The sequence below is a fragment of the Haliea sp. E1-2-M8 genome (assembly GCF_030649675.1).
In the GTDB taxonomy this organism is placed as follows: Bacteria; Pseudomonadota; Gammaproteobacteria; order Pseudomonadales; family Halieaceae; genus Haliea.
Genome location: NZ_JAUTDR010000005.1, coordinates 197714 through 214956, shown reverse-complemented (window position 1 = coordinate 214956; position 17243 = coordinate 197714). Strand labels below are relative to the sequence as shown.

Here is a 17243-nt window from a genome sequence, read left to right as displayed (position 1 = left end):
GTTTGGCGGCGGGCTCTAAAGACCCAGATAGCGCTGCTGCAGGTGATCGCGAAAATAGTGCGCCTGCAGCGTGTCGCCGGTGGCCTGAGTCATCAATGCATCATAGTCCAGCAGTTTTCCCTGGCTGTGCACCTTGTCCCGCAGCCAGCCCAGGAGCGCGCAGAAGTTGCCGTCGCCCAATTGCTGCAGCAGCTCGGGGTTGTCCCGGCGCGCGGTCGCGAACAGCTGTGCCGCGGTCATCGCGCCCAGGGTGTAGGTGGGGAAGTAGCCGAACAGGCCCGCGGGCCAGTGCACGTCCTGCAGGCAGCCGTCGCTGTAGTTACCGGCGGTGGAGAGCCCGAGGTATTGCTGCATGCGCTGGTCCCAGGCTTCCGGGATTTCAGTGACCTCCATCCTGCCCTCCATCAGGTCCCGCTCCAGTTCATAGCGCAGGATCACGTGCAGGGGGTAGCTGACCTCGTCGGCATCGACCCTGATGTAGCCGCGTTTGACCCGGGTATACAGGCGATACAGGTTGTCCTCGCTCCAGGCCGGCCGCGCCGGATCGGCGGCGGCAAAGGCGTGCTGCAGGTGCGGTGTCAGGTAATGGAGGAATTCCCGCGAGCGGCAGGCCTGCATTTCCATCAGCAGCGACTGGCTCTCGTGCATGGCCATGCTCAGGGCCTGGCCCACGGGCTGCTGGCGCCAGTTGGCGGGCAGGCCCTGTTCATACAGGGCGTGGCCGGTTTCATGGATGACACCCATCAGTGCGGCCACGAAGTCATCAGTGCGATAGCGGGTGGTGATCCGGACATCGCTGGGGACGCCGCCGCAGAAGGGGTGGTGGCTGACGTCCAGGCGGCCGTGTTCGAAGTCGAAGCCCAGGGTACGCATCAGTTCCAGCCCCAGCTGGCGCTGCTCCTCGACGCTGAAGCTGCCCTCGGGCAGCAGCAGGGGCTCGGCCGCATGTCCCGCCAGGACCTCGTCCAGCAGGTCGGGCAGGAATCCCTTCAGGTCCGCGAACAGCGGGTCCACGCGGGCACAGGTCATGCCCGGTTCATAGGTGTCGAGCAGGGCGTCGTAGCGCGACAGGCCGGTGGCGTCGGCGCGCACGGCGGCTTCCTCGCGGGCCAGGGTTACCACCTCCTGCAGCAGCGGTGCCATGGCCTGCCAGTTGTTCTCCGCGCGGTAGCGGCGCCAGGCCTGCTCGGAGCGCGATGTGACCAGTTTCTGCCGCTCCACCAGGTCTGCGGGGATACAGGTGGACTGGCGGTAGCTGCGCGCGATTTCGCGCAGGTTCGCGCTCTGCCAGGGGTCCAGTTGTTCTTCGCTGGCACCTTCTATCCAGTCCCCCACGCGCGGGTCGGTGACCATACCGTGCATGATTACCTCCAGCGTGGCGAGGGCCTGGCCGCGAGCCTCGCCGCCGCCGGTGGGCATCATGGCGGCCTCGTCCCAGCCGGCGATGGCCTGCACGTGGCCCAGGTCATTGAGTCGGGCGAAGTGCAGTTGCAGTTGCTGATAGTGATTCATGGGGTCCCCGCTCCAAAAGTGCGTCCGGTTCGCGTTACAAGTGCCGTTTGAAACGGTATCTTACCCCTTTGATCCCAACACGGAGCCAGTCGGTGATAAAAAAAGATGTACTGAGAACCCTGCGAGAAGTGCCTGGCCTGATCAAGGCAAAGAAGCTGCTGCAACCACGGCCGGATGATGCACCCGATTGCCTTGGCGCCAGGGTGGCGCAGAATGCAGAGCGCTTCCCACGTCGCTCTGCCCTGGTGTTTGAAGGGCGGGAAATGAACTGGGCTCAGTTCAATGCCGAGGCCAACCGCTACGCTGCGGTGTTCAAGGCCCGGGGGCTCAAGCGCGGCGAGGTCGTCAGCGTGCTGATGGAGAACCGGATCGAATTCCTGGTGGTGGTGATTGCCCTGAACAAGTTGGGCGTGGTCGCCTCCCTGATCAACAACAACCTTACCCACCGGCCCCTGGTGCACTGTGTAACCACCGCCAATTCCCGCATGTTTCTGTTCGGTGAGGAGTGCCTGGAGGCCGTTGCGGAAATCCGTGCCCAGCTGGAGCTGCAGGCTGGCGACTACCTGTACGTACCGGATGCCGGTGCTGTTGCGGCGCCGGACTGGACCCTGGACATGGCGGCGGAGGCTGCAACGGCGAGCACCGATAACCCGTCGGAGACCGCTGCGGTGACCATCGGTGACACCGCATTTTACATTTTCACCTCTGGCACCACTGGCCTGCCCAAGGCGGCCGTCCTGTCCAACCGGCGCTATCTTGCCACTGCCGGAATAATCCAGGCCTCGGGGCTCAAGCTCACCGAGGACGACCGCCTGTATCTCTGCCTGCCGCTGTATCACGGCACCGGACTCATGGTGGGCGCGGGGGCGGCATTCCTGGCGGGTGCCAGCATGTTTATCCGGCGCAAGTTCTCCGCCAGCCAGTTCCTGTCGGAGGTCCGGGAACATCGCACCACGGCGTTCGTCTATATTGGCGAGCTGTGCCGCTATCTGCTGCACGTGCCCGCGCAGCCGGACGACGCCGACAACCCCCTGCGGGCGGTGGTCGGCAATGGCCTGCGGCCAGACATCTGGCACCAGTTCAAGGACCGCTTCGGGATTGATCGGATCATTGAGTTCTACGGCTCCAGTGAAGGCAATATCGGCTTCGTCAATCTTCTGAACAAGGACTGCACGGTGGGCAGTTCCGCACTGCCGACTGCCCTGATTCAATACGATGTGGATCGCGACGAGGTCGTACGCGACGGCGCCGGCCGCTGTGTCAGAGTCCAGGCCGGTGAGCCGGGACTTCTGCTGGGCAAGATCACGGCGCTGACACGGTTCGAGGGCTATACCAGTGCCGAGGCGACCGAGAAAAAGATTCTGCGGGACGTCTTCGAGCCCGGCGACGCCTGGTTCAACACCGGTGACCTGATGCGCACCGTGGATGTGGGGTTCGCCCTCGGCCTGCCGCACTACCAGTTCGTCGACCGCATCGGCGACACTTTCCGCTGGAAGGGCGAGAACGTGTCCACCAACGAGGTGGGTGAAATTCTCAACCAACATCCCCAGGTCGCGCTGAGCAACGTATTCGGCGTCGAAGTGCCCGGGACCGATGGCCGTGCCGGGATGGCCGCACTGCGTCTTGAGGAGGGAGTCGAGAGCCTGGACCTGGCCAGTTTTTCTGCCCATGTACAGGCAGAACTGCCGCCCTACGCCCGCCCCCTGTTCCTGCGTATCCAGAGCGAAATTGATACCACCGGTACGTTCAAGCTGCTGAAAGGGGACTTGCGCAAGCAGGGTTACGACCCGGCGCAGGTGACGGATCTGCTGTGTGTCCTCAAACCCGGTGCAACGCGATACGAACCGTTGGACACGGACTGGTTCGAGAGAATCCAGAGCGGAGCGGCCGGCTACTGAGGTTCTGGTGAACTTGCCCCGTGAACTGCTGGCGCTGGGGAGAAAAACCGGGTACTTTTCCCCCATGCCCCGCTGTTTCCCCAGATACCTGCTCCTGCTGGCCGCGTTCGCCGGTCTGCTCGCCTGCAGCGCCGGTGAATCCAACGTCGCCCAGGGCAATCGTGACGGCATTCTCCATTTTGGCAATGGCTCCGAGCCCCAGGGGCTGGACCCCCATGTGGTTACCGGGGTTCCAGAGAGCAAGCTGATCGATGCCATGTTCGAGGGCCTGACCCGCAAGAACCCCTGGACCCTGGAGCCAGAACCCGGCGCAGCCGCCAGCTGGGAGTTCAGCGAAGACCGCCGGGTGATCACCTTCCACATGCAGCCGGAAGGGCGCTGGTCCAACGGCGAGCCGGTGACCGCGCACGATTTTGTCTGGTCCTGGCGCCGCGCCCTGGATCCGAAGATGGGCAATCTCTACGCCTACATGCTCTATCCGGTGCTGAATGCCGAAGCCTACGCCACCGGCATGCTCGACGACCCGGAACTGCTCGGGGTGCGGGCGCTGGACGCCATGACTCTGGAAGTCACGCTCAACGAGCCCACCCCGTATTTCCTGCAGCTGATGGACCACTACAGCAGCTTCGCGGTGCCGCGCGCCACGGTGGAGGAGTTCGGGGCGGCCACGGACCGGTTCACCCGCTGGACCCGGGCCGGCAATATCGTCAGCAACGGCCCTTTCCGCTTGCTGCAGTGGCAGCTGAACCGGCGCATAGTGGTGGAAAAGAACCCGCACTACTGGGATGCGGACACGGTGCGCCTAAACGGCGTGGTGTTCTACCCAACCGAGAATCTAGTCAGTGAAGAGCGCATGTTCCGGGTCAACCAGCTGCACGTGAGCAATGATGTGCCGCTGGCCAAGTTACCCGACTACCGCAAGCTGAAGGACAGTCCTTTAGTCGAGGCGCCTTACCTCGGCACCTATTTTTATCTGCTCAATACCAGGCGGCCGCCGCTGGATGATGTCCGGGTCCGGCGGGCCCTGTCGCTGGCGCTGGACCGCGAATCGCTGACCAGGAACGTGCTCCACGGCAGCAATGACCCCGCCTACGCGATTACGCCCCCGGGCACGCTGGGCTACCAGCCGCCGCAGCTGTTCAGCTTCGATCCCGAGCAGGCCCGGCGTTTGCTGGCGGAGGCCGGTTACCCGGACGGTGCCGACTGGCCAGGGCTTGAATTGACCTATAACACCAGCGAAAGCCATCGCAAGATCGCGGTGGCCGTACAGCAGATGTGGAAAGACGTGCTCAATATCGAGGTCACCCTGGCCAACCAGGAATGGAAGGTGTATCTGGATTCGGTGTCGGAGATGAATTTCGATGTTGCCCGTCGCGGTTGGATCGGCGATTACGTGGATCCAAACAATTTCCTCGACCTGTACATCAGTGACGGCGGCAACAACAACACCGGTTTTGCCGACCCGGTCTACGATGAGATGATTCTGCGCCGGGCACCCCAGGCCGCCACCAAGGAGGAGCGCTTTGCCATCTTCCACGAGGCGGAGACCCGGCTGATGGAGCAGATGCCGATCATTCCGATCTATACCTACGCCAGCAAGCATCTGGTGCATCCCAGCGTGAAGGGCATGCCCTCCAACCTGATGGACTTCGTCAACATGAAGTACGTCGACCTGGAGCCAATGCCCTTGGCCGAATTCGAGCTGGAGTAGCCTATGTGGCGGTTTGTCGGTGGGCGTTTGCTGCAGGCGATACCGGTGATCCTGGCGGTTATCACGGTCACGTTCTTCCTGGTGCGGATTGCGCCCGGTGGCCCCTTCGACAGCGAAAAAGCCGTCATTCCCGAGGTCAAGGCTGCCCTGGAGGCACAGTACCGGCTGGACCTGCCGCTGGGGCAGCAGTACCTGGCCTACCTGAGTGACCTCGCCCGCGGCGAATTGGGGCCCTCGTTCAAGTATCCCGGCCGCAGTGTGAATGAGCTGATTGCCGCCGGCCTGCCGGCCACCGCCGAGTTGGGGGCCTACGCCCTGCTGGTGGCAGTGCTGCTGGGGGGGCTGGCCGGAGTGTTCGCCTCGCTCAAGCCCAACAGCGCCCAGGACTATATTCCCATGTCGGTGGCCATGATCGGCATCTGCATGCCGACCTTCCTGCTCGGTCCCCTGCTGGTGCTGGTGTTTGGCATTCATCTGGAATGGCTGCCGGTGTCTGGCTGGGGCGACATGCCCGGCGACAAGATCCTTCCCAGCCTGACTCTGGGGGCGGCCTATGCGGCCTATATCGCTCGCCTGAGTCGCGCCGGCATGCTGGAGGTCATGTCCCAGGATTATATCCGCACCGCCCGCGCCAAAGGTTTGCCGGAGTGGCAGGTGGTCACCCGCCACGCCCTGCGCGGTGGCCTGATTCCGGTGGTGGCCTTCCTCGGTCCCGCCTTTGCCGGCCTGCTGGCGGGCTCCTTTGTTGTTGAAACCATTTTCCAGATCCCCGGCCTGGGGCGTTTCTATGTGCAGGCCGCCTTCAACCGCGACTACACCATGATCCTGGGCACCACGGTGTTTTTGTCGACCCTGATCGTGCTCTTCAACCTGCTGTCGGACATTCTTGCAGCCTGGCTCAATCCGCGCCTGCGCGCCCAGTACGGGGAGGCCTGAGTGAGTACCGTGGCGGACAGCGAGGCAGTGCTGGCGGAGCAGGGCACGTCGCTGTGGCAGGATGCCTGGCGCCGGCTGCGCAAGAACCGGCTGGCCCTGTTCGGGCTGTGTGTGCTGGTGTTCTTCGTGCTGATCGCGATCCTCACGCCCTGGCTGGCGCCCTACGCCCACGATGCCCAGGACCTGGACCTGGGCGCCGCGCCGCCTTCGGCAGCGCACTGGCTGGGCACGGATATCTTCGGCCGCGACCTGCTGACCCAGATCATGTATGGCGGCCGCATTTCACTGGCGGTGGGCTTCGTGGCCACGGCGGTGGCGCTGGTGATCGGCGTTACCTGGGGCGCGGTGGCGGGCTATGTGGGCGGGCGCGTGGATGCGGTGATGATGCGGCTGGTGGATATTCTCTACGCGCTGCCCTTCATGATCTTTATCGTGCTGCTGATGGTGGTGTTCGGCCGCAATCTGCTGCTGCTGTTCCTGGCCATTGGCGCGGTGGAGTGGTTGACCATGGCGCGAATCATGCGCGGCCAGGTGCAGTCCCTGCGCCAGCAGGAGTTTGTGGAGGCGGCTATTTCCCTGGGCCTTTCGCCGGCGACCATTGTCCGCCGCCACCTGGTGCCCAATGCGCTGGGCCCGATCATTGTCTATACCACCCTGACCATTCCCAGCGTCATGCTGCTGGAGGCTTTCCTCAGTTTCCTCGGGCTGGGGGTGCAGCCTCCGGCGACCTCCTGGGGCCTGCTGATCTCCTACGGTGCGGAGACCATGGAGGAGTACCCCTGGCTGTTGATATTCCCGGGCGCCGCGCTGACCCTGACCCTGTTTGCCCTCAACTTCTTTGGCGACGGCCTGCGCGATGCGCTCGACGTGCGCGGTTCCGGAGACTGACCGGCCATGGCCCTGCTCAGCGTGCGCGACCTGCAGGTCGACTTCACCACCCGCAATGGCCGGGTCACGGCGGTCAACAAGATCAGCTTCGACGTTGAGTCGGGCAAGATCACCGCCATCATCGGTGAGTCCGGTTCCGGCAAGTCGGTGGCCTGCTACAGCCTGCTGGGATTGCTGCCCTCGCCGCCGGCCAGCGTGGAGTGCGGCACGGCCCTGTTCGAGGGGCGCGACCTGCTGGCCATGAGCGAGGCGCAGTTGCGGGAAATTCGCGGCCGCGACATCGCGATGATTTTCCAGGATCCGATGACCTGCCTCAATCCCTACATGACCGTTGGCGACCAGCTTGTCGAACCTCTGGTGTACCACGGCAAGGTCAGCAAGGCGGTGGCCCGGGAGCGTGCGCTCGAGTTGTTGGGGGAAGTGGGCATGCGCGAACCCGCCGCCACCATAGACCAGTACCCGCACCAGTTTTCCGGCGGCATGCGCCAGCGGGTGATGATCGCGATGGCGCTGATCAACGAACCCAAGCTGTTGATCGCCGATGAGCCCACCACGGCTCTGGATGTGACCATCCAGGCCCAGATCCTGAAGTTGGTGGCCGAGCTGCAGCACAAGCGCAACATCGGCGTGATCTTCATCAGCCACGACCTGTCGGTGGTGGCTGACATCGCCGACGAAATCGTGGTGATGGAGAAGGGGCAGCTGGTGGAGCGGGGTGATCGCGCTGCAATTTTCGAGCGGGCGCAGCATCCCTACACCCGCAAACTGCTGGACGCGATACCCGCCGGCAGCAAGGCGGTCAGCAGTGAGGCGCGCGACGACCTGATTACCGTCAGCCACCTCTGCACCTGGTTCGGCCAGGGCCGGGGCCGGGAGCCGCTGCGCGCGGTGGATGATGTCAGCTTTACCATCCAGCGTGGTGAAGTGCTGGGCCTGGTGGGCGAGTCCGGCAGTGGCAAGTCGACCATCGGCCGCTCCCTCCTGCGGCTGGTGCCGATAACCAGCGGCGAAGTGCTGTTTGACGGCACCGATGTGACCGCGCTCGAGGGCGTGGCCCTGAAGCAGATGCGGCGGCGCATGCAGATGATCTTCCAGGATCCCTACGCCTCCCTCAATCCGCGCATGTCGGTCTACGACGCGCTGGCGGAACCCCTGCTGCTGCACGGGATCGAGAGCCGCAAGACAGTAGAGCAGGGCGTACTCAAGTTGATGGATGACGTCGGCCTGGCGCGGGCTTTCGTGCGCAAGTATCCGCATGAATTCTCCGGCGGCCAGCGCCAGCGCATCGCCATCGGCCGGGCCCTGGCGACCCGGCCCGAATTTGTGGTGGCCGACGAGCCGGTGTCGGCGCTGGATGTAACCATCCAGGCCCAGATCCTGGACCTGATGCTGGAACTGGGCCGGGAATACGGTCTGACCATGCTGTTCGTGTCCCACGACCTCGCGGTGGTGCGGCACATCGCCGACCGCATCCTGGTGCTGTACAAGGGCAAGGTGGTGGAGCAGGGCACCGGGGAAGCGCTGTTTGAGCGGCCGCAGCAGGAGTACACCCGACAGTTGCTGCAGTCGATTCCCGGGCGCCTTTTGCTGGCCTGATGGCTGCGGGCCCTCCGGACTTTCCGCCCCCCGCCCGCGCCAACTACGCGCTGCTGCTTTTGCTGCTCGCGTATATCCTCTCTTTTATCGACCGCAATGTCATGGCGGTGCTGATCGGCCCCATCCGCGAGGATTTCGCGATCAGTGACGTCCAGTACAGCCTGCTGCACGGCTTTGCCTTCTCCATGTTCTACATCGTCATGGGGCTTCCCATTGCCCGGCTGGCGGATCGCCACAGTCGCAACTGGATCATTACCGCAGGCCTGATGGCCTGGAGCCTGATGACCTGCCTTTGCGGCGCCGCGCGCAGTTTCGCCGCCCTGTTCGTGGTGCGCATCGGGGTCGGGGTCGGGGAAGCCACCCTGTCACCGGCAGCGTTTTCCATGCTCGGCGATCTGTTTCCGCGGGAGAAACTGGCGCGGGCACTGGCCGTCTACAGTCTGGGCATCACCCTCGGTGGCGGGCTCGCGTATATTGTCGGCGGCATGGTGCATGAGTGGTTCTCCACCATGCCGCCACCGGTGGTGCCGTTTCTGGGCGAGGTTCGGCCCTGGCAGATGACGTTCATCGCGGTTGGTGCGCCGGGCTTTTTGCTGGCGATATTCCTGGGGCTGCTTGGCGAACCTGCGCGGCGCCCGGCTTTCGGCGAGTTGCACGGGGTGGAGGCCCAGCCCGGTCTGGACGCCATCGGGCAGCACCTTCGGCTGCACCTTCGCGCCTACGTCGCCCCGATCGGCTCGGTGGCAGTGCTGGGCATCCTCGGCTACGGCACCATGGCCTGGTATCCGGAATTTCTCATTCGCAGCTTTGATCTGCCCCGTGCCGAGGCGGCCAGTCGCTTCGGCCTGATGTTCATTATCGCCGGTAGCCTCGGTGCCCTCGCCGGTGGCTGGGCCGTGGAGCCGCTGCTGCGGCGCGGTTACCAGGACGCACCCCTGCGGATTATCCTGGCGGTGGCTGCCCTGTGGGTACTGCCAGCGGTGCTGGGGCCTTTAAGCGGCTCACCGACAATGGCGGTATGGATGGCGGCGCCCATCGTCTTTTTCCTCAATGCCCATTACGGGGTCGGCGTTGCCGCGGTGCAGTTCATCACCCCCAACCGCATGCGCGCCCAGATATCTGCGCTGATGCTGTTTGTCACCAACCTGTTGGGCCTGGCGTTTGGGCCCACGGCAGTCGCCATGCTGACCGACTTCGCTTTCGGGGATGACCTCGCGTTGCGCTACTCCCTGGCGCTGCTGCCAGTGCTGGTGTGCCCGCTGGCCATCGGACTCGTCGTGCAGGGGCTTCCGGCCTACAGGCGGGCCGCGGCCGGGGACTGATCCCTCGGCAGCCCCGATTCCGTGGGCGTGTACAAGTTTTGACCGGTTTCCGCGGCGCATCCGCAGCCAGGTATTTGACAAATCCATTAAATGGGAATAATTTCCCAAATATGGATATGCCAATACATCAAGTTCTCAGTTACGCCGTGCTCCGCATCCTGCGACCGCTGGCGCGCGTATTACTTTCCCACGGAATGGCCTACGGGGCCTTTGCCGAGCTGGCCAGGCGGGCCTTCGCCGATGAGGGCTTCCTGCTGATTGAGCGTTCCGGCAAGCGCCCGACGGTATCGGCGGTATCCGCCATCACCGGTATGACGCGCAAGGAAGTCAGTCGCCTGCGGGAGGCGGCCCCCGACACCAACGCGGAGGCGGCCCGGCGCTACAGTCGCGCGATCCGGGTCATCAGTGGCTGGCTTAATGACCGCGAATTCTGTGGCGCCGATGGTGAACCCGCGGCGCTGCCCCAGGATGGCGAGGCCGGGAGCTTCTCGGCGCTGGTCAAGCGCTACAGTGGCGATATACCGCCGGCAGCCATGATGTCCATTTTGCAGGCCAGCAATAACGTCCTGGTGGAGGATGGCCAGGCTGTGCTCAAGGAGCGCGCCTATATTCCAATGGCGACGCCATTCGACAAGATCAACATTCTGGGCAGGGATGTGGGCGAACTGATCTATACCATCGGCCACAACCTCGAGGCCCGGCCAGGTGAGCGGTATTTCCAGCGCAAGGTGTCCAACGCATCCGTCGCTGCAGCCGCGGTCAACGAGTTTCGGGAGCTGTCCAATCGCAAATCCCAGGAGCTCCTCGAAGAATACAATGCCTGGCTGTCCCGCCACCAGGTCGACGAACAGCGGGAATCCAGTGAAGACACGGCCTACGTTGCCGTAGGCATCTATTTTATTGAGCTCTCAGAGCAGGAGCAATCCTCATGAAAAGCAAATTCTTGCCACGCCCTGTGGCTACAGCAAGTGCCCTCGCCCTGGTTCTTGCAGCCTGTGGCGGCGGTGGTGGTGGCGACAGTGTCGCCGTGACTTCCCCCCCTCCCGGCGGCGGTGGTGGTATCGGTGGCTCCGGTCAGAGCACGACCAGCAGCGGTACCATCGATGGCTTTGGCAGTATCTTTGTCAATGGCGTGCGCTTCGACACCGATGACGCAGAAGTCATCATCGATGGCGAAACCCGCGGTGAGGAGGCCCTGCGCCTGGGTATGGTGGTGCTGGTTACCGGTGAAGTCGATGACGATGGTGTCAATGGCACCGCCGAGCAGGTGCTGTACGACAATGAACTGAAAGGACCTATCTCGGCCATCGAAATCAGCGCGGATGGCAACTCGAAGCTGCTGACTATCCTCGGTATCAATGTGATTGTTGAGAACGCCGGGACGGTGTTTGACGACGTCACCTTCGAAACCCTCGCCGTCAACGACGTGGTTGAAGTCTCGGGTTTCACCGGCCGCGGCGACAGCCTGCGCGCTACCCGGGTAGAGCGCGAATCCCGTTTTGTGGCGGGCCAGACACAAATTCAGGTTCGCGGTACAGCGGCAATGGTATCCGGCTCGGAATTTGCCCTGGGCGACCTCAGCGTCGAGTTCGGCGCCGCCGACCTGGTGGGTTTCCCGGGCAGCAGCATCGCCGACGGTCAGTTGGTCAAGGTGCGCGGTACTCTGAGCGGAACCGTGATCACCGCGTCCCGGGTGGAGTTTGACCGGGGCACCAGCAGCCGCTTCGAGGACGGTGAGACCGTGCGCGTGCAGGGTGCGGTCACCCGCTTTGCCAGTGTCGGCAGTTTCCGGGTGGGCGGGGTCGATGTCGACGCACGCGACGCCGTGCTGAGCCCAGCCGATCTCAGCCTGGGCAACGGTGCGGTAGTGCAAATCGAGGGTACCTGGGATGGCAACAACCTCGTTGCAACCCGGATAGAATCCCGGCGTGGCCGGATCAAGATCGAAGCGCCGGTATTCGAGGTTGACGGCGAGGACGAGACCGTTACCCTGCAGCTGGTGCCGGGCATGCTTACCGTGCAACTGAATGCGCGCACCCGCCTCGACGACGACACCGACCGGGTGGACAACCTCACTCTCGCCGACATCGCGCCCGGTGATTTCCTGGAGGTGGAGGCGTTCCTGGACGGCGACACCCTGTTTGCCACCACTATCGATCGTGACGATGACGACGATGACCATGTGCTGCAGGGGCCGGTACAGTCATTCACCTCGGGTGTCGACATTACGATTCTGGGCCTTACCTACAGCACCAGCGGCGCGGAATTCGAAGACCGGGACGACGATGACATCAGCCCCGAGGTGTTCTTCGCCAATGTTCAGGAAGGCGATCTGGTCAGGGTCAAGGACGCAGAGAACGCCGACGGCGTTGCTGACGAGGTCGAGTTCGAAGACCGGGACGCGCTGGAGGGAGAGCGCGAGTTCGCCTGCTTCGGTGACGACGACTCCCTCGATGACGACACTGTGGACGACTCCAGCGACGGCTGTGACGACTTCTCAGATGACAGTCAGGATGACCCCAGTGACGATGACCTGACGGATGATGACGATCTGACGGATGACGACGACCTGAGCGATGACGGCGAGGACCTTACGGATGGCGATGACCTGACGGACGACGACGATCTGGTAGATGATGACGATGGCATCGACGACGATGATGAGGTTTGATTAGCCCTCAGGCTTTCAGAGCTTACCCTGCTGCGGCAGCAATCTCCCGGATGCGGGCCACCATGGCCCGCAAACCGTTGCCACGGGTGGGGGAGAGGTGGCCCAGCAAATCCAGTTGCTCGAAGTAGTTATCGATATCAAACGCCAGCACCTCCGCCGGCGTTTTGTCGTTATAGGCCGCGAGCACCACGCCTAGCAGGCCCTTGACGATGAAAGCGTCGCTGTCCACTGACAGCTGCAGCCGCCCCTCTTCGAGCTGGGTGTCTATCCACACCTGACTCTGGCAACCGCGGATCTTGCGCTCTTCGGTATGCAGTTCCTCGGGCATGGATGGCAGTTCCCTGCCGAGGTCGATGATGTACTTGTAACGGTCTTCCCAGTCGTCAAAGAACGACAGGGTGTCGACAATATCCTCGCTGCTGATGCTGTGGCCGAAAGGGTTGCTCGCCGCTGAATCAGGCACTCTGGGGTACTCCCTAGTAAAACATGCCCGTTTCGAGCTGGGCTTCTTCCGACATCATGTCGCGCCTCCAGGGTGGGTCGAACACCAGTTCCACGGCAACCTCGCGCACGTTGGGGACCTGCGCCACCCGGTATTTGACATCACCCACCAGCACCGGCCCCATGCCGCAGCCGGGCGCGGTCAGGGTCATGCGGATATCTACCCTGCCTGCGTCCTGGTCGATGTCCATGCTGTAGATCAGGCCGAGATTGACCAGGTCCACGGGCACTTCCGGGTCGAATACCGTGCGCAGCGCATCCCATACCTGGTCCTCGTGCACCAGGCCATCTGTGGGGGCATCGAACTCAAGTTTCTGGGCCGTCAGTCCGAGGGCGTCGGCATCGGTACCGTCTACCCGCACCATATTGCCGTTGTAAATGACCGTGTAATTGCCACCCAGGGCCTGGGTCAGGGTGACAAAGGTATGGGCGGGAATCGTGACCGCGTCACCCACCGGGACCAGCCGGCCGGGGCAGTCACGCTGGGTGGTCAGCAGGGTTCTTTCCTGGGCGCTCATGCGTGCTCCGTCCGGCTCAGCTGATGCTGAAACTTTCGCCGCAGCCGCAGGCGGCGGTGACGTTGGGGTTGTGGAACTTGAGGGTGCGGTTCAAGCCTTCCTTTTCGAAGTCAACCCGGGTGCCCCTGAGCACTTTCAGGGAGCCGGTGTCGACGTACACATCGAGGCCCTCCTCGGGGTGCAGTTCCAGGTCGCCCGCTTCTCCCTGCTCCACTTCGTCCAGCACATACATGAAGCCGGTGCAGCCACTTTCCTTCACGCTGAGGCGCACCGCGTGCTTGCCGGACAACGCCAGCTGCTTCTTCAGGTGCGCCGCGGCTGCCGGGGTCACCAGCAGGGCGTCGGTGGTAACGTCAAAAGTCTTTACACTCATGAATCAACCTTCTAGCCAAATAGGCGCTTGGCCTTGTGAATGCCCGCGAACAGCCGCTCGACATCATCGGCGGTATTGTACAGGGAATAGGAGGCACGCACCGTCCCGGGCACCTGGTAGTGCGCCATCAGTGGCTGGGTGCAGTGGTGCCCGGTGCGCACCGCGATGCCCTGCTGGTCCAGCAGCATGCCGAGATCCGAGGGGTGGACCCCGTCAATCACGAAGCTGAAGATGCCGACGGATTGGGCGGGATCGCCGATTCGGCGCAACCCCTCGACCTCCGCGCCAAGCGCGAGGGACTGCTCCAGCAGTGCCACTTCGTGCTGTGCCGCGGCGTCCATATCCAGCGCGTTGAGGTAGTCGATCGCGGCCGCCAGGCCGATTGCGCCGGCGATGTTGGGTGTGCCCGCCTCGAATTTGAAGGGCAATACGTTCCAGGTGCTGCCGCTGAAGCTCACGGTCTCGATCATCTCGCCGCCGCCGAAAAAGGGCGGCATGGCCTCCAGCACCGACTCTTTGCCCCAGAGCACGCCGATGCCGGTGGGCCCGAACAGTTTGTGGCCAGAGAAGGTGTAGAAGTCGCAGCCGATGGCCTGCACGTCCACCGCCATGTGGGCGGTGGCCTGGGCGCCGTCGACCAGTACCCGGGCCCCCACTGCCTGGGCCATGCGGGTTATTTCCGCCACCGGATTGATGGTGCCCAGGGCATTGGAGACGTGATTGACGGCGACCAGCTTGACCCGCTCGTCGAGCAACGTAGCCAGGGCTTCAAGGTCGACATCGCCGCCGCCAGTGATCGGGATGGGGATTACCTCGGCACCTGTCGCAGCGGCGATCATCTGCCAGGGAACGATATTGGAGTGATGCTCCAGATACGAAACCAGAATGCGATCTCCAGCCTCCAGGGTACTGCGGCCCCAGCTGTGTGCTACCAGGTTGATCGCTTCCGTTGCGCCGCGCACCCAGATCACCTGAGAGGGCGCCGGGCTGTTGATGAACCGGGACACGGTTGACCTGGCGTTTTCGAAGGCCACCGTTGCCCGGTCGCTCAGGGTGTGGGCACCCCGGTGCACATTGGCGTTATCGTGGCGGTAATAGTGGCTGATAGCCTCAATCACTACCTCTGGCTTCTGGGTGGTGGCAGCGTTGTCCAGGTACACCAGCGGCTGGCCATTGACCTGCTGCTGCAGGATGGGAAAGTCGAGGCGGATCGCGGCCGGGTCGAAAACGGGCCGGGTTACGGCAGCCGGGGAGGTCACAGGATGTGCCTCGTCAGCCGGGGTTCCGGGGCAAACCGGTTGGCCAGCAGCGGCTTCAGGAATGCCTGCAGCCCTGGCTCCGCTACCGCTTCCACCAGCTCGTTGATGAAGCCGTAGCTGAGCATGACCTCGGCCTCTTCCTTCGGCACACCCCGGGTACGCAGATAATGCAGGGCAAGCGGATCCAGCTGCGCCACCGTGGCGCCGTGGGCGCACTGCACATCGTCGGCGTAGATCTCCAGTTCCGGCTTGGTGTTGATTTCGGCCTTGTTGCTGGTCAGCAGGTTTTTATTGCTGAGCTCGGCACGGGTTTTCTGCGCGTCCGGGTGGATGTGAATGCGACCGTTGAACACCGCGGTGGCCTCGTCGGCGATAATGCCGCGAAAGCGCTCCTTGCTGGTGCAGTTGGGTACGCTGTGTTCAATGCAGGTGTGGTAGTCCACGGTCTCGGTGCCGCGGGGCAGGTAAATGCCGTCCAGATCGCAGTGGGCGCCGGGGCCCTGGTGGTCGACTACCAGGTCGATCCGCTTCAGGGCACTGCCCAGGGCCAGGTGGAAGCCGCTCAGCAGGCTGTCGGCGCCGAGACGGGCGTGCACGCCGCCGATGTGTACCGCGCCACCCTGCTCCAGTTGCAGCCGGTAGTGGTGCAGGCGCGCGCCGCGGTCCAGCAACAGTTCTGTGATCCCGTTGGTAAAAGCGGTACCGCCGGTGGCCTTGTTGGCATAGGTCTCCACCACGGTGGCCTGGCTGTTGGCGCCGAGGCAGACCAGCAGGCGCTGGGTAATACTGATGGCTTCGTGCTGGCCGGTGGTCAGCCAGGCGATATGCACCGGCTGCTCGACAACCGCGTTGGCGGCAACCTGCAGGAATACGCCGTCCGCAAGGGTGGCTTCATTCAGCGGTGCAAAAACATGCCGTCCCGGTAACAGGGCGCTGCCGAGGGCGGTGCGGATCTGTTCCGCCTGGGCGGCATCCGCGTCGGCGAAACGTACCAGGGTCAGGCCAGAGGGCAGGACCGTCGAGGACAGCTCGGCCCGGTACACGCCGTCGGTAAATACCAGGGTCGGCCCGCCCAGCTGCGGCAGGTTTATAGCGGATACATCGGCCTTGGCCGCGTCGCGCCCGGGAACAGCAAACGACTGCTGCAGCGGTTGCAGGCTGGTATATTTCCAGGCTTCCGTCTTGCGCGTGGGCAAACGGGTATCCTTCCAGGCATCGCGGCCGCGGCTCTGGATATCCTGCAACCAGGCTGGCGCCGCAGAGGAGGCCTGTGCCAGCGGTCGCTGCATGAAATCCACCATCAGGCCACGTCCTCCAGCCAGGCGTAGCCCCGCTCCTCGAGTTCCAGGGCCAGGGACTTGTCGCCGGATTTGACGATGCGCCCGCCGGATAGCACGTGCACGTAATCCGGTTCGATGAAGTTCAGCAGGCGCTGGTAGTGGGTGACCAGAATGAAGCTGCGGTCGGGACTGCGCATGGCATTGATGCCGGCTGCCACCACCTGCAGAGCATCGATGTCGAGCCCGCTGTCAGTTTCGTCCATGATGCACAGCTTCGGTTGCAGCAGCATCATCTGCAGCAGCTCATTGCGTTTTTTCTCGCCGCCGGAAAAGCCCTCGTTCACGCCCCGCTTGAGAAAGGCCTGATCCAGATCCACGCTCTTGCAGGCCTCCCGGGCCTGCTTCATGAAACTGACGCTGTCGATGGCCGGTTCGCCGCGATGTTCGCGCACCGCGTCGACCGAAGCCTTGAGGAATTCCATGTTACTCACACCTGGTATTTCCACCGGGTACTGGAAGGCCAGAAACAGACCCAGATGGGCGCGCTCTTCGGTAGCCAGCGCCAGCAGGTCCTGGCCCAACAAATGGGCCGAGCCTGCGGTCACGGTATAGCCCGGGCGCCCGGCCAGCACGTGGCCCAGGGTGCTCTTGCCGGACCCGTTGGGGCCCATGATGGCGTGCACCTCGCCGGCTTTTACCGTCAGGTTGAGCCCCTTGAGAATATCTTCGCTTTCAACCCTGACGTGCAGGTTGTCGACTTTCAGCATGGTGATTGTGC

Annotated in this window: 15 protein-coding genes; 8 read left to right on the top strand and 7 right to left on the bottom strand. The window is 63.5% G+C overall.

Going from position 1 to position 17243, the window contains the following annotated elements:
• Nucleotides 1-15: 15 nt before the first annotated feature.
• Nucleotides 16-1512, bottom strand: a complete 1497-nt coding sequence (locus Q6D67_RS06260) for a carboxypeptidase M32 (RefSeq protein ID WP_304704733.1) — start codon at nt 1510-1512, stop codon at nt 16-18.
• A 92-nt stretch (nt 1513-1604) separates the two neighbouring features.
• Between Q6D67_RS06260 and Q6D67_RS06255 the strand changes: the two genes are divergently transcribed.
• The 8 genes from Q6D67_RS06255 to Q6D67_RS06220 all read left to right on the top strand — a co-directional run bounded on the left by Q6D67_RS06255 (nt 1605) and on the right by Q6D67_RS06220 (nt 12534).
• A complete protein-coding gene (locus Q6D67_RS06255; RefSeq protein WP_304704732.1) occupies nt 1605-3410 on the top strand; it encodes a long-chain-acyl-CoA synthetase in 1806 nt (601 codons plus the stop codon).
• Nucleotides 3411-3474: 64 nt separating this feature from the next.
• A complete protein-coding gene (locus Q6D67_RS06250; RefSeq protein WP_304704746.1) occupies nt 3475-5121 on the top strand; it encodes a peptide ABC transporter substrate-binding protein in 1647 nt (548 codons plus the stop codon).
• A gap of 3 nt (nt 5122-5124) precedes the next feature.
• Nucleotides 5125-6057: an ABC transporter permease gene (locus Q6D67_RS06245; protein ID WP_304704731.1), complete on the top strand. Its 933-nt coding sequence runs from the start codon at nt 5125-5127 to the stop codon at nt 6055-6057.
• Entirely contained in the window at nt 6058-6945 is an 888-nt protein-coding gene (locus Q6D67_RS06240) for an ABC transporter permease (protein ID WP_304704730.1), read from the top strand.
• 6 nt (nt 6946-6951) lie between these two features.
• Entirely contained in the window at nt 6952-8541 is a 1590-nt protein-coding gene (locus Q6D67_RS06235; protein ID WP_304704729.1) for an ABC transporter ATP-binding protein, read from the top strand.
• Nucleotides 8541-9863, top strand: a complete 1323-nt coding sequence (locus Q6D67_RS06230) for an MFS transporter (protein ID WP_304704728.1) — start codon at nt 8541-8543, stop codon at nt 9861-9863. Before Q6D67_RS06235 ends, Q6D67_RS06230 begins: the two co-directional genes overlap by 1 nt.
• A gap of 116 nt (nt 9864-9979) precedes the next feature.
• A complete protein-coding gene (locus tag Q6D67_RS06225; protein ID WP_304704727.1) occupies nt 9980-10795 on the top strand; it encodes a DUF6502 family protein in 816 nt (271 codons plus the stop codon).
• Nucleotides 10792-12534, top strand: a complete 1743-nt coding sequence (locus Q6D67_RS06220) for a DUF5666 domain-containing protein (RefSeq protein WP_304704726.1) — start codon at nt 10792-10794, stop codon at nt 12532-12534. The genes Q6D67_RS06225 and Q6D67_RS06220 overlap by 4 nt, the downstream gene beginning before the upstream one ends.
• A 22-nt stretch (nt 12535-12556) precedes the next feature.
• Here Q6D67_RS06220 and Q6D67_RS06215 read toward each other — a convergent pair whose 3' ends face one another.
• From Q6D67_RS06215 to sufC, 6 genes are read right to left on the bottom strand one after another with little or no spacing between them, the layout of a single operon-like run.
• Entirely contained in the window at nt 12557-12997 is a 441-nt protein-coding gene (locus Q6D67_RS06215) for a SufE family protein (RefSeq protein WP_304704725.1), read from the bottom strand.
• Nucleotides 12998-13010: 13 nt separating this feature from the next.
• Nucleotides 13011-13553, bottom strand: coding sequence for a putative Fe-S cluster assembly protein SufT (gene sufT, locus Q6D67_RS06210; protein ID WP_304704724.1), 543 nt, complete (start codon nt 13551-13553; stop codon nt 13011-13013).
• A 16-nt stretch (nt 13554-13569) separates the two neighbouring features.
• On the bottom strand, nt 13570-13926 hold the full coding sequence (locus Q6D67_RS06205) for an iron-sulfur cluster assembly accessory protein (RefSeq protein ID WP_304704723.1): 357 nt from the start codon (nt 13924-13926) through the stop codon (nt 13570-13572).
• A gap of 11 nt (nt 13927-13937) precedes the next feature.
• Entirely contained in the window at nt 13938-15185 is a 1248-nt protein-coding gene (locus Q6D67_RS06200) for an aminotransferase class V-fold PLP-dependent enzyme (protein WP_304704722.1), read from the bottom strand.
• Nucleotides 15182-16474 (bottom strand): Fe-S cluster assembly protein SufD, encoded by a 1293-nt coding sequence (gene sufD, locus Q6D67_RS06195; protein ID WP_304704721.1) that lies wholly within the window; start codon nt 16472-16474, stop codon nt 15182-15184. Before sufD ends, Q6D67_RS06200 begins: the two co-directional genes overlap by 4 nt.
• An 11-nt stretch (nt 16475-16485) precedes the next feature.
• Nucleotides 16486-17232 carry a Fe-S cluster assembly ATPase SufC gene (gene sufC, locus Q6D67_RS06190; protein WP_304704720.1) on the bottom strand — a complete coding sequence of 249 codons (747 nt, stop codon included), beginning with the start codon at nt 17230-17232 and terminating at the stop codon, nt 16486-16488.
• Between the last annotated feature and the right edge of the window lie 11 nt (nt 17233-17243).